Annotated in this window: 26 protein-coding genes; 4 read left to right on the top strand and 22 right to left on the bottom strand. The window is 54.3% G+C overall.

The genetic code is table 11. The features are described 5' to 3' along the window. The first annotated feature begins 1 nt into the window (after position 1). A complete protein-coding gene (locus tag P186_RS10215; protein WP_014289408.1) occupies positions 2 to 1,759 on the top strand; it encodes a DUF460 domain-containing protein in 1,758 nt (585 codons plus the stop codon). Here P186_RS10215 and P186_RS10210 read toward each other — a convergent pair. The 19 genes from P186_RS10210 to P186_RS10120 all read right to left on the bottom strand — a co-directional run bounded on the left by P186_RS10210 (position 1,751) and on the right by P186_RS10120 (position 18,051). Continuing rightward, positions 1,751 to 2,956, bottom strand: coding sequence for a methionine adenosyltransferase (locus P186_RS10210; RefSeq protein WP_014289407.1), 1,206 nt, complete (start codon positions 2,954 to 2,956; stop codon positions 1,751 to 1,753). The genes P186_RS10215 and P186_RS10210 overlap by 9 nt on opposite strands. Next, complete coding sequence (locus P186_RS10205; protein WP_148682970.1) at positions 2,953 to 3,213, bottom strand: U6 snRNA-associated Sm-like protein LSm6; 261 nt, start codon at positions 3,211 to 3,213, stop codon at positions 2,953 to 2,955. The genes P186_RS10210 and P186_RS10205 overlap by 4 nt, the downstream gene beginning before the upstream one ends. 52 nt (positions 3,214 to 3,265) lie before the next feature. Beyond that, entirely contained in the window at positions 3,266 to 3,466 is a 201-nt protein-coding gene (locus P186_RS10200) for a DNA-directed RNA polymerase subunit N (protein WP_014289405.1), read from the bottom strand. Then, complete coding sequence (locus P186_RS10195) at positions 3,463 to 3,903, bottom strand: 30S ribosomal protein S9 (RefSeq protein ID WP_014289404.1); 441 nt, start codon at positions 3,901 to 3,903, stop codon at positions 3,463 to 3,465. The genes P186_RS10200 and P186_RS10195 overlap by 4 nt, the downstream gene beginning before the upstream one ends. Positions 3,904 to 3,905: 2 nt before the next feature. Next, positions 3,906 to 4,469: a 50S ribosomal protein L13 gene (locus tag P186_RS10190; RefSeq protein ID WP_014289403.1), complete on the bottom strand. Its 564-nt coding sequence runs from the start codon at positions 4,467 to 4,469 to the stop codon at positions 3,906 to 3,908. After that, on the bottom strand, positions 4,466 to 4,834 hold the full coding sequence (locus P186_RS10185) for a 50S ribosomal protein L18e (RefSeq protein WP_148682969.1): 369 nt from the start codon (positions 4,832 to 4,834) through the stop codon (positions 4,466 to 4,468). Before P186_RS10185 ends, P186_RS10190 begins: the two co-directional genes overlap by 4 nt. 25 nt (positions 4,835 to 4,859) lie before the next feature. Then, a complete protein-coding gene (locus P186_RS10180) occupies positions 4,860 to 5,642 on the bottom strand; it encodes a DNA-directed RNA polymerase subunit D (RefSeq protein WP_014289401.1) in 783 nt (260 codons plus the stop codon). Then, positions 5,642 to 6,085, bottom strand: coding sequence for a 30S ribosomal protein S12 (locus P186_RS10175; RefSeq protein ID WP_014289400.1), 444 nt, complete (start codon positions 6,083 to 6,085; stop codon positions 5,642 to 5,644). The genes P186_RS10180 and P186_RS10175 overlap by 1 nt, the downstream gene beginning before the upstream one ends. A 39-nt stretch (positions 6,086 to 6,124) precedes the next feature. After that, on the bottom strand, positions 6,125 to 6,559 hold the full coding sequence (locus tag P186_RS10170) for a NusA-like transcription termination signal-binding factor (protein WP_014289399.1): 435 nt from the start codon (positions 6,557 to 6,559) through the stop codon (positions 6,125 to 6,127). After that, positions 6,552 to 6,857, bottom strand: coding sequence for a 50S ribosomal protein L30e (locus P186_RS10165; RefSeq protein WP_014289398.1), 306 nt, complete (start codon positions 6,855 to 6,857; stop codon positions 6,552 to 6,554). The genes P186_RS10170 and P186_RS10165 overlap by 8 nt, the downstream gene beginning before the upstream one ends. Before the next feature lie 40 nt (positions 6,858 to 6,897). Continuing rightward, positions 6,898 to 8,037 (bottom strand): DNA-directed RNA polymerase subunit A'', encoded by a 1,140-nt coding sequence (rpoA2, locus tag P186_RS10160; RefSeq protein WP_014289397.1) that lies wholly within the window; start codon positions 8,035 to 8,037, stop codon positions 6,898 to 6,900. After that, positions 8,034 to 10,688: a DNA-directed RNA polymerase subunit A' gene (gene rpoA1, locus P186_RS10155; protein WP_014289396.1), complete on the bottom strand. Its 2,655-nt coding sequence runs from the start codon at positions 10,686 to 10,688 to the stop codon at positions 8,034 to 8,036. Before rpoA1 ends, rpoA2 begins: the two co-directional genes overlap by 4 nt. A 29-nt stretch (positions 10,689 to 10,717) precedes the next feature. Beyond that, positions 10,718 to 14,101, bottom strand: coding sequence for a DNA-directed RNA polymerase subunit B (locus tag P186_RS10150; protein WP_014289395.1), 3,384 nt, complete (start codon positions 14,099 to 14,101; stop codon positions 10,718 to 10,720). Between the two features lie 34 nt (positions 14,102 to 14,135). Continuing rightward, entirely contained in the window at positions 14,136 to 14,363 is a 228-nt protein-coding gene (locus P186_RS10145; protein ID WP_014289394.1) for a DNA-directed RNA polymerase subunit H, read from the bottom strand. Between the two features lie 146 nt (positions 14,364 to 14,509). Next, positions 14,510 to 16,291, bottom strand: a complete 1,782-nt coding sequence (locus tag P186_RS10140; protein WP_014289393.1) for a V-type ATP synthase subunit A — start codon at positions 16,289 to 16,291, stop codon at positions 14,510 to 14,512. Beyond that, on the bottom strand, positions 16,288 to 16,854 hold the full coding sequence (locus tag P186_RS10135; RefSeq protein WP_014289392.1) for a V-type ATP synthase subunit E: 567 nt from the start codon (positions 16,852 to 16,854) through the stop codon (positions 16,288 to 16,290). Before P186_RS10135 ends, P186_RS10140 begins: the two co-directional genes overlap by 4 nt. A 27-nt stretch (positions 16,855 to 16,881) precedes the next feature. After that, entirely contained in the window at positions 16,882 to 17,172 is a 291-nt protein-coding gene (locus P186_RS10130; RefSeq protein ID WP_148682967.1) for a V-type ATP synthase subunit F, read from the bottom strand. 70 nt (positions 17,173 to 17,242) lie between these two features. Continuing rightward, positions 17,243 to 17,737 carry a CDP-2,3-bis-(O-geranylgeranyl)-sn-glycerol synthase gene (locus P186_RS10125; protein WP_014289390.1) on the bottom strand — a complete coding sequence of 165 codons (495 nt, stop codon included), beginning with the start codon at positions 17,735 to 17,737 and terminating at the stop codon, positions 17,243 to 17,245. Beyond that, positions 17,737 to 18,051, bottom strand: a complete 315-nt coding sequence (locus P186_RS10120) for a C2H2-type zinc finger protein (protein ID WP_148682966.1) — start codon at positions 18,049 to 18,051, stop codon at positions 17,737 to 17,739. Before P186_RS10120 ends, P186_RS10125 begins: the two co-directional genes overlap by 1 nt. Before the next feature lie 47 nt (positions 18,052 to 18,098). Here P186_RS10120 and P186_RS10115 point away from each other — a divergent pair, with 47 nt between their 5' ends. Next, the gene (locus P186_RS10115) at positions 18,099 to 18,548 is read left to right on the top strand and encodes a hypothetical protein (protein WP_014289388.1); all 450 of its coding nucleotides are present in this window, start codon (positions 18,099 to 18,101) and stop codon (positions 18,546 to 18,548) included. Here P186_RS10115 and P186_RS10110 read toward each other — a convergent pair. Next, positions 18,531 to 20,129: a B12-binding domain-containing radical SAM protein gene (locus P186_RS10110; RefSeq protein WP_014289387.1), complete on the bottom strand. Its 1,599-nt coding sequence runs from the start codon at positions 20,127 to 20,129 to the stop codon at positions 18,531 to 18,533. The genes P186_RS10115 and P186_RS10110 overlap by 18 nt on opposite strands. Positions 20,130 to 20,177: 48 nt before the next feature. Here P186_RS10110 and P186_RS10105 point away from each other — a divergent pair, with 48 nt between their 5' ends. Then, on the top strand, positions 20,178 to 20,765 hold the full coding sequence (locus P186_RS10105; RefSeq protein ID WP_014289386.1) for a hypothetical protein: 588 nt from the start codon (positions 20,178 to 20,180) through the stop codon (positions 20,763 to 20,765). On the opposite strand, the gene radA is transcribed toward P186_RS10105, so the two are convergent. Beyond that, on the bottom strand, positions 20,762 to 21,763 hold the full coding sequence (gene radA / locus P186_RS10100; protein ID WP_014289385.1) for a DNA repair and recombination protein RadA: 1,002 nt from the start codon (positions 21,761 to 21,763) through the stop codon (positions 20,762 to 20,764). The two genes, P186_RS10105 and radA, sit on opposite strands and share 4 nt — an antisense overlap. A gap of 183 nt (positions 21,764 to 21,946) precedes the next feature. Here radA and P186_RS10095 point away from each other — a divergent pair, with 183 nt between their 5' ends. Then, on the top strand, positions 21,947 to 22,768 hold the full coding sequence (locus P186_RS10095; RefSeq protein ID WP_014289384.1) for a class I SAM-dependent methyltransferase: 822 nt from the start codon (positions 21,947 to 21,949) through the stop codon (positions 22,766 to 22,768). On the opposite strand, the gene P186_RS10090 is transcribed toward P186_RS10095, so the two are convergent. Continuing rightward, positions 22,765 to 23,232, bottom strand: coding sequence for a DUF2153 family protein (locus P186_RS10090; protein WP_148682965.1), 468 nt, complete (start codon positions 23,230 to 23,232; stop codon positions 22,765 to 22,767). The genes P186_RS10095 and P186_RS10090 overlap by 4 nt on opposite strands. Positions 23,233 to 23,242: the final 10 nt, after the last annotated feature.

The following is a 23,242-nucleotide window of genomic DNA, read 5'->3' as shown; positions in this document are numbered from 1 at the left end:
CGTGGCGGTTTTAGGCGTCGACATTGCGCCGGGGGGCTTATTCGCATATGCAGTATTTGAGAACGAGGAGGTGGTGGAGAGGGGTGTTGGAGATGTCCACCGCCTCGCTCAGCTATTTAAAAAATACAAGATAGAAACACTTGCTGTCGACAACCTGGGCGAGTTGTTTCAATATGGAAAGCCGGTGGTGAGGTTGCTCGGTAAACTGCCGTATGTGGTTAACGTGGTGGAGGTGACGCGGGAGGCCGAGGGCTACGTAAAGATGGAGGAGTTGGTGGGTAGATACTTCGGAGTTGAGAAGGGGCATCTCGACCCGCTTGAGACAGCGGTGTATCTCGCGATGCTGGCCCGCCGCGGCGTCGGCGCGCCGGTTAAGCTTTTCGAGGAGGAGACTATTATACTAATTCACAGGAGGATCTCGACGACTCCTGGAGGCATGAGTAGAAACCGCTACATGCGAAACGTCACCCACAGAATAAAGGCCATCGCCTCAAAGATAGAGGCAAGGCTAAAAGAGGCGAGGCTCGACTACGATCTGTTTCTAAAAGAGGAGTCCGGCGAGGTTACTTCGGCGAAATTCGTCGTGTATGCAAACAGGGAGGTGGTGAGGAGGTATGTAAAGCCCATGCGGAGCATAGACATAGCCGTTGCTATATTCTCAGCCCCTGCCAGGGGCGGGAAGGCGCCGGCACGTGAGCGCTTTCTCATAGTGGGCGTTGACCCCGGCGTGGTGACTGGAATAGCCGTGATGACGCTAGACGGCGAGGTGTTGGATACAGTGGCCCGCCGCGGCTTCTCCCGCGGAGACGTTTTGAGATACGTCAGCCAGTGGGGGGTACCTGTGCTAGTGGCCACCGACGTCGCCGAGGCGCCCGACTTCGTGAGACGTCTTGCGACCATGTGCGGCGCGGCGGTCTACACGCCAGGCCGCGACTTAGCGTCTGAGGAGAAGGCCCAGATACTTGAGAAAATTAGGTGGAGGGCGGTGACTAGCCACGAGAGAGATGCGCTGGCCGCGGCTTACAGAGCCTACCAGGAGTATAGACCTAAATTCGAGAAGCTTGAGAAGGAGTTTGGTAGCATACTGAAGTTCGACCAGCTTGAATACGCCAAGGCGCTGGTGGTCCGCGGATACTCAATAGCTCAGGCTGTGTCTGAGGCTTTAAAGAGGCGTGGGGAGAGGGAGGTCCGGGTGGTGTACGTCACGGTGGAGAAGCCGTGCGCCGCGAGAGACGAGAGCCTAGCCACCCGGCTTAAGGCGCTTGAGTATGAGAATATGCAACTGCAGAAAGAGCTTGAGGAGTTGAGGAGAGAATACGCCCAGCTACGGCGCGCTTTTGACGACGCCAGGTGGCGCGATGCGAAGTACAGAGAGCTACAAAGCAGAATAGAGGCGCTGTCAGCCATGGTGGCAGAAAAGGAGAGGGAGGTCGAACTGCTTAAGAAAACCTTCGTGGAGGTTCTGGCCAGCTACGGCTCTAGGTATAGGCTTCTGCATGTGTCGGAGGTGGTGGACTGCAGAGGTGGCGAGGCGGTGGGCACCATCTGCAGAAACATAGACAGTGTGGATGACGCAGTGGCCAGAGGTACGATGGGTGTGCCATTGCGCCAAGTCGTTAAACTCCAACTAGGCGACTTCTACGTAGTGGATTTAGACATGGTGAGGCAACTGACGGAGCTGGTGAAGCAATGCCTAGAGAAGAGAGAAGTCGTCGATATCAGAAAGATAGTAGAGCAGTACCGCCGGGGGTTAGTATAGAGACACCTCGCCTCTGAGTATGCTGTCGGTAACCCGCGTGATTCCCCCAAGTTCCTCCCTAGCTATAGCCTCTATCTCGTTTCTCACCTCTCCAGTGAGCTCCCCATCTTTAATTACCTCTATGTTGAGGATCTTTGGCTCGTTGATAGGCTTCCCGATCTGAGACACGATTTCTACATATACCTCGACTACGTTCACCTCTTTGTATATCCTCTCCGCGATTTTCTGAGCCACCACGTTGTATATCTTGCCCACGTGGCTGACCGGGTTCTTACCCGCGGCGGCCTCTAGAGACATGGACCTCATCGGTGTGATTAACCCATTGGCCCTGTTGCCCCTGCCGGTCATGCCGTCGTCGCCGTGCTCCGCTGATGTTCCAGTCACCGTTAGGTAAAAGATGTCGTGCTCAGGCTTGTCTGCTGCGTTTATCGTAACATCCACCTTTAGATCCGGCGCCACCTTGGTAGAGAGATCCTCAACAGCTTTCTTCACTTCTTCTTTAACAGAGAGGTAGTGGCTCTTGTCCTTCACAAGCTTACTAATCATAGCCGCTGCGATTGTCAACTTCACCTCATTCCCCACCCTCACCCCCATTACCTTCACATCTTCGCCAACCTCGGGGTACTTGGACTTGAAATCTCTGGAGTTCAGCAACCGCTCTGTTTTGTACACCAACTCCTCCAGCGGGGTCAGGGGCGCGTAGCCCACGCCGACCGAGGTATCGTTGGCAAGCGGCACCCCCTTGACGCCTAGGTCGTAAATACCGACGAGGTCAGCTGAGCCCTGTCCAATTTTGTAGTCAATAATAACGTGGGAGTCTGGATCTAGGTACCTGAAGTGTTGCTTTATCCAATCCCTAGCCGCCTGCACCACCACGGGGCCCAGCGGGATTTTCACAACCCCATCCCTAGTCCTGACTTCGTAGGTGGCCCTCCCAGAGACTAAGATGTATATAGGCTGTAGAACCTCGCCGCCGCCGAAACGCGGCGCGGCCTGGCCGCCAACCACAAGCGTCTTGTCGACATTGTGGTGGAGAATTACGCCAAACCGCTCTAGATAGTACTTCGATAGGTATCTACTAACCCACTCCGATATGCCGTCGGCTATGTAGTCGGGGTGCCCCTGCCCCTTTCTCTCTACTATTTCCACAAGCCGCTTAGCTACAGGCGTCTTGTCTACTTTCCCCACTACTATCATGGCGCCACCTCGCCGGTAGATACGTATATCACCTGGGATCCTCTCACGACAATTCGCCCATACCGCGTCACCGGCTCTCCCGACTTATCCAACTCGGCGGCGTCATCCAGTACAAGATTCATACATCCATCGTACGCCGTTAGAACCCCCCTGACCGCCACGCCACCCTTAAGCCTGGCCACGATCTCCTTATTCAACATTTTGGTTAGTACCTTGACTGGAGAGGGTAGCTTCACTTGTTGGGGCGTTTTCGACATGGCTAAGGCCGTATTTAGCAATATATAAAATTTAGCCCTAGAAACGCGCCGCTCAGATACGCTTCTCGTATACAAGGAGATCTTCAATCCACTCCACATGTGCCATCAAAGTCCTCCTGCAGCAATACCTAGTCACGCCTAGGCTGTCGAACACCGCGCCTGGATGCTCCCCGGCGAGCACCCTCTTCTTGAAAACTGCGTATAAATGGCCCAGCGGTCTGCCACAGGTAAAGCAGCGGATTGGGATAATCATCTGTAGGCCTTCTGCCTCTTACTCCTCGCGTGCTTTATCCCGGGCTTCTTTGGCTCGGTACGTCTGGGGTCGCCTTTCAACATATATGAGTCATATTTTTCATACAGCTCCTTCAGCTCTTGGCTTTGGAAAAAGGCCACGAGTCCCCTTGCTATGGCTATCCTCACGGCCGTGGCTTGCCCCATGTAGCCGCCGCCGGAAACATTCACATCTATATCCACCTTCTTAGCTAGATCTCCCGCCAGCACCAAAGGCTCGCTCATTTTTACCCTCGCCATTTCTATCGGCCACAGCTCTAGAGGATAGCCGTTGATCCTAACCCGGCCAATGCCGGGTCTTAAAACGGCCCTAGCCACGGCAGTCTTCTTCTTACCGACAGAAATAACAACTCTAGGCGCCTCCTGTAGCACCTTGGCGCCGGACGTGCCCGCCGACATACCTACCCGCTAGGTGCCTGTTTTAATTTTTTACCCCAAATCTCTACGGCCTTTCTCCACTTTTCCCACGCGGCTGGGTCGATACCACGCCACACCTCCTCGAGAGTTACATACTTCAACAAGGGCCTTACCCTAAGCTTCGCCTTGGGAACCTCATATACCACTACCCTTTTTCTTTCAAACATCTCGATGGGGATGGACATGTACACCCTCAACCTCTTCAAAGCCAAGCGCCCAGTCTCCACGTCCTTAGGCAACATCCCCCGCACAACTCTCTTAAACACGCGGTCAGGTCTCCTCGGGATTTTAGGCCCCACCTTCTCGGGGTTGTAGTGAGTACGCCACTCCCCTATCCTCCTCTTAAACCACTCAACAACCATCTTCTCGTCGCCGGTCACCACAAGCTTCTCTGCATTTACCACGACAATCCGCAGACGCGGCTTCTCAAGTAATGTCTTGGCGATGTACGTGGCGAGCCTACCCATCACATGCCCCTCTGCGTCTATAACCATTTCGCCGTCCTCCGGGAGTTTAGATATATCTAGAGTCTTCTTAACAATATTCATACCACTATCCTCACCCCGCTCCCCTTTGGAAATCTCCTCACAAGCTCCGGAATAGTCAACACCTCCCCGCCCGCCTCCGCTACCTTCTGAGCCGCCTTAGGGGATACGCTGAGCGCCGCCACCACCACCCTCTTGTCAAGTAGCCCACCCCCAAGTAGCTTACCAGGTACCACCACCACCTCACCCTCGCCCACCACCCTGCTCAACTTCCCCACATTTACAACTATCCTCTGCCTCCTAGGTCTCTCGATAAACTCCGCCACGACCCTCCAAATATTTGCAGAATTAGCTCTCGCAGCCTTCCTTAGAAATCGGCTCAGCATCCTCAACTGCCTATTTGTCGGTCCTGTTGGATTAGGAGGCATACCGTCACCCCGAGTTAATCAGTATTTAAAGTTTCTCCAGGACAGATGCCTTGCGGGAAAGCTCCTCGGCAAAAAAGGCGAACTTCTTCTTTAAAATTCTAAATGCCTCCCTCAGTGCGGTCTCCACATCGTAATTACCATAAGACTCTATCCAGAAGACGTACTTATTCCTCTCCCACGTGACCTCCAGCCCGTCTTTACACAAATTTTTACACGTCCACGCCTTATTAAACGTGCACTCAATTGGATCCTCAAGCTTGGCGCAGATCTCTCTACACCTCTCTCTACACTCCTCATTTCTCACCTCTACACGGGGGTAGTAGTAATAGCTGGCCAATGCCGCTTGCCACTTGGCGTGATCCCTCGCGACACCCAGCTTTGCATATGCCTCCAATACTATGCTCTGCCCCTTGACTAGTTTTACTATCGGAATGTCTTTATACACGGGTGCGACGTCCGGCCTCTCAGAGACGAGATCTCCAGAATAGACGGTTAAGTCCCCGTCTGCCGTTACCTGCAAGGTCAGCCTGGCGCTGCACTCAGACGGATCGGCGAGGCCGGAGACGCAATCCTCTATCGGCGGAAGGGCGCTAAGCGGCGTCGTCAAGGGGATTAGACCGAGTCTGTGCGCCAACATCTCGTCGTACATGACAGAGGTGTTGTTTACCACAACGACGGAATCTATCGCCATGACGGGTAGCTCGGAGATAATTACCCTTCTAAGCGAGTTGATGAGAGTGGGGGGCACCCCCTCCACTACGGCCTTTAGGAAAAGTCCGGATTTCTCAACAACCCGCGCCTGGGGCATTACCTAGTCGGTTTCTGCTTCTTGCCGCGCCAGATAGCCCAGAGCGAGACGCCGTTGACCTTAATTACTTTAAACCTAACACCTGGTATGTCACCGAGCGACCTCCCCTCGGGGCCGCCGATGCGCTCAATTACCACCTCGTCGTGCTCGTTTATATAGTTTAGGCTACCGTCCAGCGGCACGAAGGCGGTCACAACCTTGCCGTTCTTCACCAGCTGGACTCTCACACATTTACGAACGGCGGCGTTGGGCTTCCTAGCCTCGACGCCCACCTTCTCAAGGACTATACCTCGCGCCATGGGGGCGCCCTCGAGAGGGTCGTACTTCTCAACAAGACCTAACATCTTACGCTTGTAAGTCACGTCGTTCCACTTAAATTTCTGCCTCTTTCTTTTCAACTTTCCACCTGCAAATAGCCCATACGGCGATTTTTTACCAGGCACGCACCTGTGGCAACAGTCGGTTAATAAATTTTACAACGCCTACGCCAGAATTATCTTCTCAATGTCGTAGTAACGCCTCGCCAGCAACTTAGCCCTTGCAATGTTACGGCCGTTTTTACCAATTGCCACGCCCTTGTCCTCTGGGGCGACGGTTGTAATAGCCACCTTCGCCCCAGAGGGGGCCTTTGTCACCTTTACCATAATTACCTTGGCGGGGTAGAGACTGTTTTTTATCAACTCTTCGGGCGAGTCGCCGCTCTCTACAATTTCCACATCTTTGCCCACAATCTGCCTCAGCATCTTGACGTTTGACCCACCCCTCCCCACGGCGATGGCCGCCTGGTTTTTCTGAACAACATAGATAATCCTCGAATACTCGGGGTCGATGACGACGTCGATAGGCGTAACCCCGGTAATGCTTTCAAAAAGAGTGGCGTACCTAATCTCCTCCTCTGTGAGCCTAATGTCAGGCATGTTCAGCTAATTTCAAAATCTCGCTCTGGCCGGGGTCTATAACGGCCAGGGCCATAATCTTGTGCGGCCTTTTAGCAACAGCGCCGAGCTCAATGCTGGATCCCGGAAAAACAAAAATCGGCACGCCGGCCAGCTTAGCGTAGTACTCTATATCCTCCTTCGCCCACTTAGGCGCGTTGGCCGCCAGTATAACCAGCCTGGGGGTGCCTGCCAGTATTGCCCTCTTAGTTTCCTCAAACCCCATAACTATCTTGCCGGTGTTAATCGCTACTTGGAGCTCTCTACCTATGTCAATCACGTTGCTCAGGTGAAAAAAAGCTTTAAAAAGATTTATGCACCTAGAACTGCATCAAGAGGCGGACAATGCCTGTGCCTATTGGGACGTATTTGCCAGCTATTATGCTCTCCACAACGCCTTTGAACTGCTCCTCCTCGCCCCTCACAGACGCCTCTATGAGAGTCTTCACCGTCACCTCAAAAGCAGCGCGGGCAAGCGGCGACTCCTTGGCGCCCACGACGCCGTGGCGCCCTATAGGCCTCAGCCTACCCGACCAAGTCATGGCGTCAGCCACCATGTACATATGTCTAATATCTACGTCCAGGCCCTGCTCCTCCAACACACGCTTAATCTCCTGCGCCACCAGGGCCCTCGTGGCCTCTATCCCCAATACCTCTTCAACCTCGTGGAGATCGTTGCTGTATGTCCTAGTCGGGTCGACCTCCTCCAGCTGAAGCACGGCCTCTAAATTCGTCCCCTCTGTGACTATATACCACTCGTCGTTTTTGGAGTCGTACTGCAACACCACCTTCCTCACTCCCTTGATGCCTGATATCTTCGTCTGAAGGACCTTGTCCCTAATCTTTCTCATCTTGAGGATGTCGGGCGTGGTGAGAGACACGGTGATTGTGTGCCCGCGCATGGATATAGAGACGTCCTTCCCCCTCGCCTTGGTTACGATCTTCTCCACGTCCTTCACGCTGAGCCCCCGGTACCTCAGCTGGTCCTGGTCCAGCACTATCGTTATGGCGCCGGCGACGTAATCCACGTCGACCTCTTTAGCCAGCATCTCAAGCGTCACCTGCTGGATCTTTTTCGCCACATCCTCGGCGGCCTCCCTACTCTTGTTATGCGGCGGCTTTAGGTAGATGTACATCAGCGGAGTGGAGGGGTTCCGCCTGGCGTCCACCACCTCTATAAGCCTCGGCAGACCCCTGGCCATGGAGAACTCCCTAAGCCCCGCGTAGTGGAAAGAGCGGAGGATCATCTGCGTGCCCGGCTCCCCTATGGACTGCGCCGTAACTATACCAATAGCCTCCCCTGGGTCCACTAGCGACGTGGCGTACAACTTCAAGACTCGGTATATTAGCCGCAGGGCTTTTTCATCATCTAGATCCTTCACTGCGTTCTCCACTTCTTTATACAGCGGCTGCGGCAAAACCAGCGAGATCCTGGCTAACAGTTCTTGTTTCGACATCATCTTATCGACATCTTAAGCGACTTTATATCGGTAACCCTGCCGTGGTCCGAGCGGCTAACATCCACGCCATCTTCGCCGTACAGCAGTTGGAGAAGCATGGCACCGCCGAATCTGACGGTGCCGTCGTAGGCTACATAGACGTCTTGAAGCGCGTTTATGAGGCGCCTCTGCATATAACCTGACTGCGCCGTACGCACAGCCGTATCTATCAACCCGTCTCTCCCAGCGGCGGCGTGGAAGAAGTACTCAACCGGCGTAAGGCCGCATCTAAAACAGCTCCTCACAAAGCCGCCGGAAAACGCACCTATGTCTCCTACGGGAAAGTGGGGTAGAGTCCTAGTCCTAAAGCCGCGCCTAATTCTCTCACCTCTTATCGTCTGCTGTCCCAATGTAGCCACCATCTGTACTATATTTACGATGCTCCCCCTCGCCCCCGTCTTCGCCATTAGGTAGCCCTCAGAGTTTTTATCAATATTCTTCTCAACCACAACAGCGGCGTCTTCGCGAACTCTTGACAGTATCTCAGTCACCTTGTTTTCAAATGTCTCCTCCACGGTGAACCCAGGCATCGCCTCCAGCCGCCCGCTTCTAAAATCACCGATAAGACTCTCGACCTTCTTTAAGCTCTCCTCCACTATCTTGTCAATCTCTTCATAAGCCTCAGGCGGTATATATATGGAATCCATGCCGAAGGTGAAGCCCCGCAGGTCTAGATACCTCAGGAAGAGCCGCAACGAGGAGTCTAGCCACCTCCTGGCCACCTCGGGCGGGTAGTCCCGGGCGATTCTATGCCAGAGCGAATCTACCTGCTCCGCGCCGATCGACTTCTTGTCAAGCACGCCCTTCACCATGTTGCCGTTGATAATTATAATCCACTCGTCAGTGGGGCAGGTATAGGCGTCTTGGCACCTGGACTTAAATGCCGTGGGTTGCACCCAGTTGAGATCCCTTGGAAGAAAGTGGGAAATTATCTGCTTCCCAGTCCACAGCTCCACCGGGTGTAGAATCGCGGGCTCCGGCGGGTCCTCACCCGATTTGCCGGCCCCCAGCAAGAAGGCGACCTCCTTCTTGGTTAAGAAGGTAGTTTTAAGCGACAGCAGGTAGGCCCCTATGATGTAGTCTTGTCTTGCGCCAATTATGGCGCCTCCGTAGCGTGGGGTGATAATATGTCTCTCTACCAACATCAACGTCCTAGCCTCAGCCCTAGCCTCCTCTGTCTGCGGCACGTGTAGATTCATCTCGTCTCCGTCGAAGTCGGCGTTATACGGCGGGCAGACAGCCAGGTGGAGCCTAAAAGTCCGGCCGGGCAACACCTTGACTAGGTGGCCCATTATTGAAACTCTGTGTAGACTCGGCTGACGGTTGAAAAGCACAATGTCGCCATCTATCAAGTGCCTCTCCACGATCCAGCCGGGGGATAGCCTCTCGGCGAGTGTCTTCTTGTCCTTGACGTAGCGCAAGTCGATCCTCCGGCCCTCTGGCGTAATGACATAGTTAGCACCTGGCCAAGTCTCAGGTCCTCTAATGACGTACTCTCTCAAGACGTCTACATTCCACGCAGTTACCCTCTCCGGCACGGTCAACACCTTAGCTATGTCATAGGGCACCCCTACCTCGTTTATGCCTATATGCGGATCTGGGCTTATCACGGTGCGTGCCGAGTAGTTCACACGCTTGCCGGAGAGCGAGCCTCTGAACCTCCCCTCCTTCCCCTTTAGCCTCTGTGCAATCCCCTTGAGGGGCCTCCCGCCTCTGTGCTTAGCCACGGGGATGCCCGGTAGCTCGTTGTCGAAATAAGTAGCTACGTGGTACTGCAACAAATCCCACAAGTTGTCAACTACGTTAGTAGGAGCGCCCGTCTCAATGGCAATCTTCAACTTCTCATTCATCCTAATGATATCAACGAGCTTGTGCGTCAAGTCGTCCTCAGACCTAATACCAGTCTCAAGCTGTATAGACGGTCTCACATGTGGAGGCGGGACGGGCAGAACTTTCAAAACTGCCCACTCCGGCCTCGCCACAGAGGAGTTTATGCCGAGGAGCTCCAAGTCCTCTCCGGGCACTTTGGCCAGCCTCTCCCTCAAAATCTCGGGGTCAAGCTTCACCAAGGCGCCGTCTTCAGTCTCCTCGTAGAAGTAATACGGCCGCTCGAACCTTATCTTGTTCTTCTTGTAGCCGCAGTGGGGGCACGTCACACGCTCGGCGGCCTTCTTCCTAATCTTCTCGTGTAGGTTTTGCGCAAGTAGCCTCCACCTCTTCTTAAGCTTAGTAAGCCTCTCTCTGTACCTCTCTATCTCCTCATCCTTAAGCATTATACGCCCGCAGTTGGGGCAGGTGGTTCGCAGAATGTCGTAGATAACGCGGGCGAACCCCACATGCACCACAGGCTTGACTAATTCAATATGGCCGAAATGCCCAGGACATACGTCGTGTGTTTGTCCACATGTCTCGCACCGCGCCCCCGGCTCAGCCACCCCAAGCCGCCTGTCGGCAATCCCCCCACGCACCGGCAGGCCACCCTCGTCATATACTTCAGAAGTCGTGACCTCCATCACTGAGTATTTCCTAATAATCTCCGGGCTGAGGACGCCGAACTTGATAGACTTAATTACCTTTCTAGGTATAGTATCAAACTCCTCTCTTAACGACACGGCGTCTAATATAGTTCAGTATAAAAAATTTAATCCAAGACTTCGGAAAGCTCAATTTTTGGATATATGCCAAGGGCTATCAACTCTTGTAGCAACAATTTAAATGCGTATGGCACCACCACCTTGGCGAACTGGCCGGCGTCGCCATGTATTGGACATCTAGGCTTGTTAGACTTGGCGTCTAGATACGCCGGGAGGCCGCAGAGTTCGCATACATACATTACGTACTTGTCGCTCGACTCGACGAGCCTCTCGTACAGAAGGGCAGAGGCGCCGTGTGCTATGAGGACGTCGCGCTCCATCTCGCCCAGCCTGAGGCCGCCCTCGCGGGCCCTCCCCTCGGTGGGTTGCCTCGTCAAGATCTGCACGGGGCCCCTCGCCCTTGCGTGTATCTTGTCGGCAACCATGTGGTGGAGCTTCTGGTAGTAAACAACTCCGATAAAGATGTCGGCCACCAGCCTCTCGCCAGTTATGCCGCTGTACATAACCTCCTTGCCATCCCACTTGTAGCCTAGCTTCAGCAACAACTTTCTCAGGTCCTCCTCCTTCACCCCCTCGAAGGGGGTGGCGTCTACGAGATGCCCCGTGGAGGCGCCTACCTTGCCAGCCATGCTCTCCAGTAGTTGCGCCACAGTCATGCGCGAAGGCAGAGCATGTGGGTTGACAATAATGTCGGGAACTATGCCGTCTTCTGTAAACGGCATGTCTTCATGTCTCAGCAACATTCCCAAGACGCCTTTCTGCCCGTGGCGGGAGGCAAATTTATCCCCAAGCTCGGGGATCCTTAACTCCCTCAGCCGCACCTTGACCAGCTTATTGCCCTCCGGAGACTCGGTGACAATCACCCTGTCCACAATGCCCCTCTCGCCGCGTCTAACTGCGACTGAGGCGTCTCTCCGCTCCTTGAGAATACGCTCGGCCTCCAGCGTCGTGTAAAACCTGGGTGGGGACGTCTTGCCGATGAGAACTTCGTTACTACTCACATACACCTCCGGCGGCGCGATGCCGTCCTCGTCTAGGTGGCTGTACGCCTCGGGTCCTCTATACCCCTTCACCGAGCTGTCCGGTATCTCAATTCTATCCTCCTCGCCCCCGGGGTACTTCTGCTCCTCTGTCTCGTAGGTCCTGTAAAACACCGAGCGGAACATGCCCCGCTCCACCGACGCCTTATTCAGTATGACGGCGTCCTCGATGTTGTAGCCTGTGTATGTGAGCAACGCCACAACGGCGTTCTGGCCAGCCGGTCTCTTGGAATAGCCGATGAGCTCCAAGCCGCGGGTCGTCACTATCGGCCTCTCTGGGTAGTACAACATGTGGCCACGGGAGTCTAGCTTGTAGAGCAGGTTGGACTGCGGCAGACCCAGCGACTGCTTCGCCATGGCGGCCTCGTACTGATTACGCGGAGATTGGTTATGCTCAAGGTAGGGTATTATGGAGGCAACTGCGCCGAGTATAGACGAGGGGATAATCTCAACATGCGTGTAGTTGGACAGATCCACGTGTGGATCCGTCGCGATGTGGGCATTCTCCTCCTCATCGGCATCTAGGTACTCCACGACGCCGGTCTTCACCAAGTCGTCCCAAGTCAAGTCACCCCTCTTGACTCTCTCAACCACCTCCTTGGTTAGCTTCAATTTGCCATCTTCAACCACGAGAAGAGGCCTCCTGATGCGGCCCCCGTCTGAGTTCACATACACAACTCCGTTCAACACGGCGATGTTGATTTCGTCGCTTATCTTGCCCTGCCTCCTAAGCCCCCTAACTGCGGCGGCCAGCTCATCTGGGTTGGGATGCACGCCGATGAGCCTCCCGTTTAGGTACACCTCGGCGCCGGCTACCCCCTCATCCCTTGCCTTTAAGATAGGGACGACGCCCATTCCGTACAGCATCTGCTCAACCTCCCCCTCATCTACGCCCGTGGTGATCTCTGCGAGGAGTGCCAAGTTCTTTACAAGGCCGACGTTTTGACCCTCCGGCGTCTCCACCGCGCAGAGCCTCCCCCACTGGGTTGGGTGCAAATCACGCGCCTCGAAGTGGGGCTGAGTCCTGGAGAGAGACGACACAACCCGCCTAAGATAACTCAGCGTCGATAGGTAGTTCGTGCGGTCTAGTATCTGCGACACGCCGGTCTTGCCGCCGACCCAGTTCCCAGTGGCGAGGGCCTGCCTAACACGCTCAGTAATTATGTCGGGCCTCACCACCGTCTGTATATGAGGTATCCTCCCCCTGGCGTAGTACTTCTCCAACTGGCTCTTCAGCTCCTGGAGAAACTGCTTAAACACGGTGCGGAATAGCTGAGTCATCAAATCCCCGACGAGACGCACCCTCTTGTTGGCCACGTGGTCCTTGTCGTCGGGCTTCCTCCTGCCCAGGTGTAGCTCCACCAGCCCCTTTACTATCTGCCCAAGCATCAACGCCTTCTTCAACCTAATCTCCTGTTGTCTCTTCTCGTCGGCCACCGTCGTGCCGAGGTGAGGCAGGAAGTACCTGTCTAGCAACTGCAGAGCACGCTCAACTCTCACAGGCCTGGGCTGCCCCACGGCCACCTTACCGCCGATGAAATCCAAGGCGTCTTCTCTAGTGATGGCTATCTGGTTAGCCGCTATCAGCGACGGGAGAAGCTCCTTCTGAATCTCAGGGTCGTCCGACACCGCCTTGACAACCTCCTCATCTGTCTCAAGGCCAAGGGCCTTCATGTATATGGGGAATGGTATCTTGACAGGCATCGCCGAGAGCGTGGCGTAGATCACCCCATCTCGGCTGAACTCCACAGTTAAGGTGCTCCTATACCCAATGCCGGTGGAGATGGTCTTGGCCAGATACCTAACCGAGGGCTTGTCACCCTTGTCGTAGATAGGCCTATCAGCGACGAGGTCCTCCTGCGATATTATCACCCTCTCGCTGCCATTTATTATGAAGTACCCCCCGAAGTCCTGCGGATCCTCGAATCTCTTCGCATATTCACCAGTCCTCAGCCTAGTTAAGTTACAGCGCTTAGACTTAACCATAATGGGAAGCTCTCCGATGTAAAAAGTCTCAGTGGCGTATGGCTCGTCGTCGACGTAGAGAGTCGCAGTTAGGTACAGAGGTGCTGAGTAGGTGGCGTTGCGGAGCCGCGCCTCCATAGGGTATATCAACGACTCGGAGCCGTCACTCTCCTTAATCCTAGGCCACCCTACCTCAATTCTCTCCAACACGAGTTTAAGTCCCTTAATCTCAGTTTCTACAACTTTGAAATCCTCAACAATTCGAGGCAACTTCTTATCAAGAAAATCGTTAAATGACTTTATTTGGTGGCTAGCCAGCCCCTTATCCTTAATAAACCTCTCCACCAAAACCCACCTATCATCCCTCGTGGGGAACCCCCCATCCGAGGGCGAGGTAACTACAGGCAACGGGAGGAGATCAACCATTGCCCCACCAGAGAGTGAAGTATAAAAAGTTTAATTACCCCGGCACCACCAGGCGATAAGCCACCGCCTCTCCAGCTGTCGGCGACTCCCTAACAATCTTAAGCACATCCCCCGGCTTAGCCCCAGCTAACTGAGCCAAGGGGTCGCTGGATCTAATCCACGGGAGCTGCCAAGGCCTCAGCCTCAGCCTCCTCAAGAGTTCCCTCGCCTCCTCTTTTGGAACCACAGCAACCTCCTTGACACCTAGAGTGACCCTGCCCACGCCGTCCTACGCCAAGAAGTATAAAAACATTTCAATGCGCCAACGACTTAATTAAGCCCTATACTCCCCTCACACTCAAAAAACATGAACAATGCGCCGATCATCTATAGAAGAAGTGCCCTATTAAGTGGGAAATGTCGCTACGACTATGCTTTTTTACCTGTGGCCTTCCTTATATCGGCAATAAGAGACTCTATGAACTTTGTCAATTCTTCTTTTGCAACATCGTTATTAATTTCCATTCTGAGCCTTGGTAGTCTCTTGACAGTTTCTAGTTCTCTCAATACCGAGGCTGGAACGCCGGCTTCAATGGCCTTAAGACCTTCCTCGTAGTAGGTGTAGATAGCTTTCATCAACAAGAACTGCTTGATCGGCGCCGAGGGCGTGTCCACTGGGTTGTAGGCGTCTTGCTTTAGGAAGCCCTCCCTCACCATAAACGCCACGTTTAAGATATGCTTCTCGTACTCGCTCAACGCCTCGGTTCCGAGAATCCTCACGATTTCTTGCAACTCGGCCTCCTTGACCAGAATAGACTGCAGTGTGTCCCTAATCCTTCTCCACTCCGGCGCCACGTTCTTAGACCACCATACCTCGACGGTGTCCACGTACCTAGAGAAGGCAACTAGCCAGTCAATAGCCGGGTAGTGGCGGCTGTAGGCCAGCCTAGGCGACAGCGGCCAGAAGGCCCCTATGAAGCGGAGGGTATTTGACGTAACCGGCTCGGTGAAGTCTCCGCCAGGCGGGCTGACTGAGGCGGCTATGGTGAGCGACCCCACCCGCTCCCTGTTGCCCAGCAGCACGACGCGCCCGGCCCTCTCGTAGAACTCCGCCAGCCTAGTCGGGAGGTAGGCCGGGTAGCCCTCCTCAGAAGGCATCTCGCCTATGCGGAGAGCCACCTCTCTCATCGCCTCGGCCCAGCGCGACGTGGAGTCGGCTAGCACCAACACGTCGTAGCCCTGGTCCCGGAAATACTCGCCGAGAGTCGTGCCCATATATACCGAGGCCTCCCTAGCCGCCACCGGCATGTTTGAAGTATTAACAATAATCGTCGTTCTCTCAAGCAGAGGCCTCCCGGTGGTGGGGTCCTTCAGCTTTAACAAACCCTGCAGGGCGTCTGCCGCCTCGTTGCCCCTCTCGCCGCACAGCACCGGGATTATGAATCTGCTCTGTGCAAACATAGATAAGGTTCTTATCATGACGGTCTTGCCAGAGCCGAAGGGGCCGGGCACGGCGGCGGTGCCGCCCTTGGCGATTGGGAACATCGTGTCTACTGTGCGGACGCCGGTTATTAGTGGCTCCACCGGCGGGAGCTTCTCCCTGAACGGCCTAGGTCTCCTCACAGGCCACTTATGCCACATCTTCACCTCGACAACTCCTCGCTTTGTCTTAACCCTGGCGATCACGTCGTCAACTTTATACTTCCCGTCAGCCACCCACTCCACCACGCCAGGGACGTGGTCAGGCAACGGCGGGTAGAGGATGTAATGCGTCATTAACTCAGTCTCCTTTACGAAGCCCAGCACATCTCCAGGTTGCACCTCCTCACCCGGCTTTACCGACGGCTTGAAGTCGAACTCGGCCCGCAGATCTAGGGGAGGCGCCTGGTCGTAACCAATACCCCTAGCTATGAACGGATTTTTGGAGATCTCCTCGATGTTTTTCAAAGGCCTCTGTACACCGTCGTAAATCTTGCCAATTATAGTTGGCCCGAGCCACGCGCTGAGCGGCTCGCCAGTCCTCTCCACAGGCTCCCCCGGCTTCAGCCCTGTTGTATCCTCATACACCTGTATAAACGCCTTATCGCCCTGGACTCTCACAACCTCGCCGAATAGCTTAATCTCGCCTACGAAGACAAGCTCGTAAAGCCTGGCGCCAGGTAAGTCGGCCTTCACAACGGGGCCTGAGATGTATTCAATTTTGCCACTCATCGTGTCTCGAGGTATAGGAGGTGTTTTAACTCTTCTAGTTTGTTACTAACTATAGACTCGATAGAGTAGTCAACCGCCACCCTGCCATCCCGCGACGTGACTATTACCCCGCCTCTTATGTCCCTCTCGCCTATTAAACCAGTGAGGCCTAGACTCCTCGCGATAACTTCAACAACCCCCCTATCCTTAGGCGAGGCATATATAACAACATCGCTAGACTGTATATATTTCACGGCGTCCTCCACGAGTCTGGTGAGAAATTTCACATATCTCTCCGAGCCCCTCATTCTATCCACCTCCTCGTAAAGCGCCTCAACCAAGTCTTTGAGAAGCCGTTCATAGGTTTCAGCCAACTTCTTTCTTGAACTTACCACGGCGTCGTACAGAATACGCTCACGTTCTAGAGCAACTTCGCTTTCTACATTAGTAATCTGTTCTGAAAATTTGTTAAGAGACGCGTTGGCATCCCTCCTAACCCTGGTCTCGATTTCTATAACTAGATTCTTCTTTAATTCTTCAAGCTCCGCGATTTTGGAACGTATCAAGTCCTCGAAAAGCGACATAAGGGCATCTTTTTAACAACTTTTAAATTATCCGCCCAAAACCTGCCTCACGATCTGTAGGTAATTCACCTCCCGCTCCATGCCCTCTTCTACGCTCGGCACCTCAACCACAAGCTTACGAGGATTTCTCATCCTTATCTCATCTAGCTCCTTCCTAATAACCCGCGCTATTTTAGAAGTTATGAAGATGGCGTCATACACATCGAGATTTTTCACTACGAAGTTAAGCGCCTCCGCCGGGTCCTCGACGGGCCTGCCCTCAAATCCCATTAGCTTAAATAAGGCCACTGTAGTTCTGTCGCCAATCACGATATGCATAGCTAGAGGTAGAAATAATTAGTTAATAAATCCTTGGACGTTCTTAGAGAGGCGATACGTGAACGTCTAGTCACCACGGTTCTCTCTTCAGCTTAAGGACATACGCGGCGTAGTTAGTGGCTCTGTGTATAAGGGGGGTGATTATCACAGCCGCCAGTATGTAGATAGGCGGGATCTCTGCGTATAGACTGTATATTAGGAAGGCTGTTAAGAGAAAGTCTAGCTGATCAAGTGGGAAGGCTGGGTATCCCCTCGGCATGCAGAGCCTCCGCTTTATGAACGCGCCTAGGAGGTCGCCGAGCACCGCCGTCGTCGACAGGACAAACGCGTCTAGGGGGGTTATGTGGGGGGAGAGCAAGTTGGGGAGGTAGCCTATGGTTGACCCCGCCGTGATGCCTATGGCGAGTCCTTCATAAGTTTTTCCGTCTCCAAAAATCCTCCTGCCGTCCCACAGCGTTTTCCCAAAGTCTAGGGGGTGGCGAGTCTTGAGTCGGGATGAGAAGACGGCGGAGCCGTTCGCCACGTATGGGGGCCAGATTAGGATGAAAAAAGCGACAAGATCCATTACTCGTGAGTTTTCAATAGGTGTACGAGCAACGACCGCAGAGTTACGAATCCCCTGCCGCAGATGCCGCACATATAGCCCGGCTCGCTTTTCGCCACGAAATGCATTCTAACATGCCGTCTATATTCCTGGCTCTTCACCTTATTGTTGCATATGGGGCAGACGACGTCGTTGCCGCTTTTCTTTCCATGCTCGGCGTAGTGGGAGACAACATGCCTCCAACTAACCTCTTTCTTACACACAGAGCACCTAACTCTGGTGGTCGGTTTTGCGTACCTCTGCTCAGTACATGCGAAACACAGCTGGTTTTCCATGGCCTTGGGGAAGAAACCCATTTATAAAGCTCAACTAAGGCGGAGGCATGCATAGAGGAGCCGCGCTGGTGGATTGGAGAAGGGGGGTCTTAGCTTACGTAGAGGCGGACGACTACGCTCTAGAGGAGTTTAAAAAAATTGTCGAGCTCTGCGGCGGTCTAGCCGAGCGGAGAAATCTGCCGTGCCTAACCTCGCTTACCTCTAGGTTGGGAATTAGGTCGGTGCTCTACATCACAGATATATACGGCATAGCGAACTCCGCCGCATTTGCAAAGAGGATTCCCCGGGCAACGCTCTTGAGAAAAGCGTGGGCGTATTTAAACGAGCTCCTCTGCACGTCGGGCGTTGTGGAGTGCGGCGACGAGGTGCAACTAAGCTGTTGCGGGGGGTGCGGCGTGGCGTGTCAATTGGCGATCGTGGCGGGGCTCGCCAAACTAGGCATAGAGGTAGACCTTAGAGAAAAGCTGAGGGAGGTCTTGCTAAGAGGCGAAAGTTAACACTTCTCTTCTAGAGCTCGCCCTCGCCATCCTAAGCTCCTCCTTATAGCGTTCAACATCTTCTTGAATCTTGTCAAGTTTCTTCTCGACGTAGTTAATAAAGTAATTAACTAAGAGACGCACCAGCGCATACTGCGGCCCCTTGAAGTAGAACTTGTTCACAATATCCTTTGCCCAGTATATAGAGTGCCTCGCCACCACCTTAAGCAAATCTATGTGTTCTGGATATAGGTTAACCTTGTCCAGCCATCCAGTCTTTTCGCTCTTCACGTGGCTCATAGGGACGTAGAACAACGGCACTATTAACGAGCGGTACGGCCTAAGCCGCTCCACGAGCTCAATGGTCTCAACCACGTCGTCTGGTTGCTCATCTGGGAGACCTACGATCAGGGTGATGGCGGGTATCAGCCTAACCTCGTGCATAACTGCGGCCGCCTCGACAACTATTTCATGCCACTGCTCAATCTTGTAGGGGGCGGCCTTCCCCGGCATTATTCTACGCGCCAGCCGTATAGATCCGGTCTCAAGCCCTATCTGCGCCCCCCACCACTCCTGATTGTCGTCAATTATAATCTCTGAGAGCTTAGTAAAGAGCTTCCCCATCTTCTTCTCGCCGTGGTACACCGCCACCAGCGTGGAGTGGCTCCACCCAACCTTCCGGTAGTATTTCTTAGCCAGTTTGTGTAAAGCTATCAGCTTCTCGGGATTGGGCTCCACACTAGTAGAGCCGTAGAGAGGCACCTCGTCTGAGTGGAGAATACCGTCGACAACCCCCGCATCTGCATTTACTTTCAGCTCCCTCTCAATCTTCTCAAGAGGATACCACCTCATCGCCCTAAGCGTCACTGAGCAGAAGGCGCATCCCCGGGGGCACCCCCTCCCAATCTCCACCAGACCGTTTATACTCGGGTACCTTATTGTGGATATCTCATCTACGTCGGGGGCCTCGCCCACCCCCACATATACATACCTCGGCAACGGCTTGCCCTCTAAAGCCCTCTTCACAAGGTCTACAACTAGCTTCTCCCCCTCGCCGTCGAAAATAGTGTCGACGCCCCACCTCTCAACAAGTTCTGGATAGTACAGCCACTGCCACGCCGCGGGCCCTCCCACGACCACCCTCAGCCCGTTGCTTGACTTCGCCTCCCATATACGCGGCGCCAGCCGCTCCATAAATCTCCTAAACAGCATGGCGTTCATAGGCTCCTTACCCACAATAACCCCCCAGGTGCTACTCGGAGGGTTGAGGCCGAAGTAGTCGTGGTGACTTAACATAAGCAACTTGGCGTCTTTGAGGTACTTGTGGACGTGGTCTGGGTCTATCACAGCGGCGTTTATGCCGGCGTCTAGAAGCTTAGCCTCAATTTTTCTCATCCCGTAGGGTGCCTCCAGGGGCCTCCCCCATTTATCTGTCTTAACTTTTGGAGCAAAGAGATAGGTGTGGAAGCGCTCAGAGAGGCCAAAGGGGAGCTCGACGAAAACAGGCCCCGTGGTCCCAAACCCTAGAAACTCCTTCCTATGGTAGTTCGACATCATTGATCTATCTGTGGTAATCACGACGTCAAATCTAGGTAAAGGCATACTATTATCTCGGCTATCCATTTATAAGCATTAACTGCCTCTACCCTTGTGGAGGTAATCACTTTGAGGGAGGTTAGCGGCGATGTGGTGACGCTGGTGAAGCAGTTGATAGAGCTGATCGGCCCGCCGCCTATCGACGTAGTGGTGATAGGGGCCGAGGAGACGAGGCTGGAGCCCGGCGAGATTCAAATCTTAAAAATCGCCCTCCCAGTAGACAGATATGCAGTCCTTAGGGAAGCGGCCTTTAGCCACGCCTTGACAGATCCCCAGCTCTTAGAGATATGGGCCGCCCCACCTGAGCTAGCCGCCGATCAGCTGGCCAACGAGTTATCCATCGCGCTTCTGAAGAGGCTATTGGACGCCATGGTCGCGAAGGTAGATGCCCAGCTAGTAATGGAAAGGGCAAGGCCGGAGGTTGTGGAGGGCGAAACCCTCGCCTATACACTAGTCCGCACGCTCGCCGTCGATGTATCAGCTAGCCTAGCCGTGGCTGGTCATATGTCGGAGGCGCTTCAGTTAGTTACAAAGCTGGCCAGCCACCCAATATATGAAAAGTACAGGAGCTTCTGGGACTTCGCAGTGGCAAACTTCAAACACCTGCCCATATACAACTGGCTTCTACTTATGTACGGCTAGTCCACAAGCCCCTCCTCCGTGATGCGGAACGAAACCTCCCCCTCCGGGTGGTAGGGACTGTCGAATATCTTCGCAATTCTAATGTTTTCCTTTGACTTCCTCAGCCAGAGGCGGTAGGTTGCGCCGTGCGCCAATATGTTGCCCCCAGCCGGCCTCAGCGGGTTGCCGAAGAAGACGTCTGGTTGCGCCATCACCTGGTTTGTGATTACCACCGCCACGTCGTAAGCGTCGGCGAGGCGCAGTAGGTCTGCGACGTGTTTATTCAGCTTCTGCTGGCGCTCAGCCAGGTTCTCCCTGCCGGGGAACTCGGAGCGGAAGTGGGCAATTACCGAATCTACTACAAGCAACGCCACGTTGTGTTGCTTTATGATTGACTTAGCCTGGTCCACAAGAATCATCTGGTGATCCGAGCTGTAGGCCCTGGCGTAGAAGATATTGTGCAACGCCTGGTCGGGGTCGAGCCCCCTGGCCTTGGCGATCTGCATAATGCGCTCGGGGCGGAAGGTGTTCTCAGTATCTATGTAAATGGCCTTGGCGCCCAGCCCGCCCCTGTCCTCGGGGAGCTGGACCATCACCGCTAGCTGGTGACACAGTTGCGTCTTGCCGGAGCCGAACTCGCCCACAACCTCAGTGACGGCCCTGGTCTCCACGCCGCCGCCGAGGAGCTCGTCAAGAGCCCTCACCCCCGTGGAGATCCGCCTAATCATCTTGCGCCTCTCGTAAACCTCAAGAGCGGAGATAAATGAGTGGAGCCCCAGCATCTTACGCGCCGCCTCTATAATCTGTTGCGCTCTCTCCTCGTTACCGATAATTTCGGCGAGCTCCTTGGCAGATGCGAAGGCTATGTCGCGCACCGTGTAGTACCCCCTCTCCTTTAGCTTAGCCCCCGTCACCCTCCCAATACCCTCCAGCTCTTCGACATCTAGATCGGCGCGTACCTCGACGGTGGCCTGCGCCTGGGCCGCCTCGGCGTCAGCCTTTTTCTTTTTAGAAGACACGGAGTAGCTCGCATGCTAGATATAAATAATTTTTGTCATAGACACGGCACACCAGCGCATCTGGGTCGCCAATAAAACAAATATAGTAGCCAGGGGAGAGGTGGTTGTGAGGATAACTAACCCGGCTGACTGTGTGAAGATGGGGTCAGGGACTGATTTTTAAACGCCGCCTTTCTGTGGGATGTGTCTCTTAGACGCCGCCTCAGCGGAGTGGTGCCCGGGGAGTTGCTTGAGAAGGTCCCATCCTCACTTGAAATTATTGGATCCAGGAGCGGCGCCGTCGCGATTATCGAGATACCGCCGGAGCTTGAGAACTATAAATTCGCCATAGCTAAGGCGGTGGCTGAGGCGAATAAACACGTACGCGCCGTGTTGCGCAGAGTAGGGGGCCGAGCCGGGGAGTACAGGCTCTACAACTACGAGGTGTTGCTGGAGGGCCCCACGGAGGTTATACACAAGGAACACGGCTACTACATAAAAGTCGACCCCACCAAAGTCTTCTTCTCTTCGAGGGACCAGACAGACAGGCTTGACGTGGCGAGTAGAGTCGGCGAGGGCGAGAGAGTTCTATACCTCTTCGCCGGCGTCGCGCCCTACGCGGTGGCCATAGCCAAGTTGGCAAAGCCGAGGCTGATAGTAGCCGTAGAGCTCAACCCATGGGGCTTTAAGTACATGGTCGACAACTTCCGGCTTAACAAGATTAAAAACGCCGTGGCGATACACGGCGACGTGGCTGTGGTTGCACCCCTACTGAGGCGGAAATTCGACAGAGTCCTCCTAACGCTACCTCTAGGCGCCTATAAGTACCTGCCAGCGGCTCTTGAGTGTCTAGAGAAGAGCGGGGTGATTCACTTCTACCACTTGGGCAAAGAAGAGGATCCATTTGGGGAGGCGGAGGGGATTGTCACGCAGATATGTCCCCACTGCCAAGTGGTAGGTCGGCGGGTAGTGAGGGACTACGCCCCCGGCGTATACAAGGTTAGGCTGGATATCTACAAGCCTTAGAAGAACCGCGGCGTACCCCCCTCCTCCCCCCCACGCCTACGCGGCGGCGCCTGCGGCCTCTGCTGTATATACAACGCGAGGACGCTCGGCACCTTTCCCTCTTTCGCGAATTTAGAAAGCAAGTCTCTATATTCGCTGGTGTGAGAAATATCGACTTGTATGAATTTAATAGCGACCTCCCTAAGCATCGCCTCGAGGCGCCTTAGCATTTCCTCAGGCATCACCGACGTCACCACTGGGTTGCTGAGCCAAGACTCGAAATCCTTCAGAACCTTGGCTATGTAGCCCAGCATCGCTTGCGCCGAGTAGAGCAGCTCAAGCCTGTCGGCCATCTTCATAGACTCTCCGTGGGCCTCCAGGTCCTTCACCTGCCTTTCCTGTTCCTTAACCCACTGATCCAGCCGCTCCATCATCGACTCCAGGTACTCCAGAACGGCCTCCGTAGTCGGAATTTCACGATTCATGTACCCTACT

It is taken from the genome of Pyrobaculum ferrireducens, assembly GCF_000234805.1.
Classification (GTDB): Archaea; Thermoproteota; Thermoprotei; order Thermoproteales; family Thermoproteaceae; genus Pyrobaculum; species Pyrobaculum ferrireducens.
Note: the sequence above shows the minus strand (reverse complement) of the source record. Positions and strands in the feature narration are given on the sequence as shown.

Excerpts from the sequence above, each read along its gene's own strand:
- P186_RS10195 (WP_014289404.1), bottom strand. The coding sequence starts at position 3,903 with ATGTCGGCGGGCACGTCCGGCGCCAAGGTGCTACAGGAGGCGCCTAGA.
- P186_RS10135 (WP_014289392.1), bottom strand. The coding sequence starts at position 16,854 with ATGTCGCTTTTCGAGGACTTGATACGTTCCAAAATCGCGGAGCTTGAA.
- P186_RS10150 (WP_014289395.1), bottom strand. The coding sequence starts at position 14,101 with ATGGTTGATCTCCTCCCGTTGCCTGTAGTTACCTCGCCCTCGGATGGG.
- P186_RS10180 (WP_014289401.1), bottom strand. The coding sequence starts at position 5,642 with ATGCCCCAGGCGCGGGTTGTTGAGAAATCCGGACTTTTCCTAAAGGCC.
- P186_RS10210 (WP_014289407.1), bottom strand. The coding sequence starts at position 2,956 with ATGATAGTAGTGGGGAAAGTAGACAAGACGCCTGTAGCTAAGCGGCTT.
- P186_RS10090 (WP_148682965.1), bottom strand. The coding sequence starts at position 23,232 with ATGAATCGTGAAATTCCGACTACGGAGGCCGTTCTGGAGTACCTGGAG.
- P186_RS10120 (WP_148682966.1), bottom strand. The coding sequence starts at position 18,051 with ATGGAAAACCAGCTGTGTTTCGCATGTACTGAGCAGAGGTACGCAAAA.
- rpoA2 (WP_014289397.1), bottom strand. The coding sequence starts at position 8,037 with ATGATGTCGAAACAAGAACTGTTAGCCAGGATCTCGCTGGTTTTGCCG.
- P186_RS10110 (WP_014289387.1), bottom strand. The coding sequence starts at position 20,129 with ATGCCTTTACCTAGATTTGACGTCGTGATTACCACAGATAGATCAATG.
- P186_RS10140 (WP_014289393.1), bottom strand. The coding sequence starts at position 16,291 with ATGAGTGGCAAAATTGAATACATCTCAGGCCCCGTTGTGAAGGCCGAC.
- P186_RS10130 (WP_148682967.1), bottom strand. The coding sequence starts at position 17,172 with ATGCATATCGTGATTGGCGACAGAACTACAGTGGCCTTATTTAAGCTA.
- P186_RS10125 (WP_014289390.1), bottom strand. The coding sequence starts at position 17,737 with ATGGATCTTGTCGCTTTTTTCATCCTAATCTGGCCCCCATACGTGGCG.
- P186_RS10185 (WP_148682969.1), bottom strand. The coding sequence starts at position 4,834 with ATGCCTCCTAATCCAACAGGACCGACAAATAGGCAGTTGAGGATGCTG.
- P186_RS10115 (WP_014289388.1), top strand. The coding sequence starts at position 18,099 with ATGCATAGAGGAGCCGCGCTGGTGGATTGGAGAAGGGGGGTCTTAGCT.
- P186_RS10205 (WP_148682970.1), bottom strand. The coding sequence starts at position 3,213 with ATGTCGAAAACGCCCCAACAAGTGAAGCTACCCTCTCCAGTCAAGGTA.
- P186_RS10200 (WP_014289405.1), bottom strand. The coding sequence starts at position 3,466 with ATGATTATCCCAATCCGCTGCTTTACCTGTGGCAGACCGCTGGGCCAT.
- P186_RS10170 (WP_014289399.1), bottom strand. The coding sequence starts at position 6,559 with ATGCCTGACATTAGGCTCACAGAGGAGGAGATTAGGTACGCCACTCTT.
- P186_RS10190 (WP_014289403.1), bottom strand. The coding sequence starts at position 4,469 with ATGAATATTGTTAAGAAGACTCTAGATATATCTAAACTCCCGGAGGAC.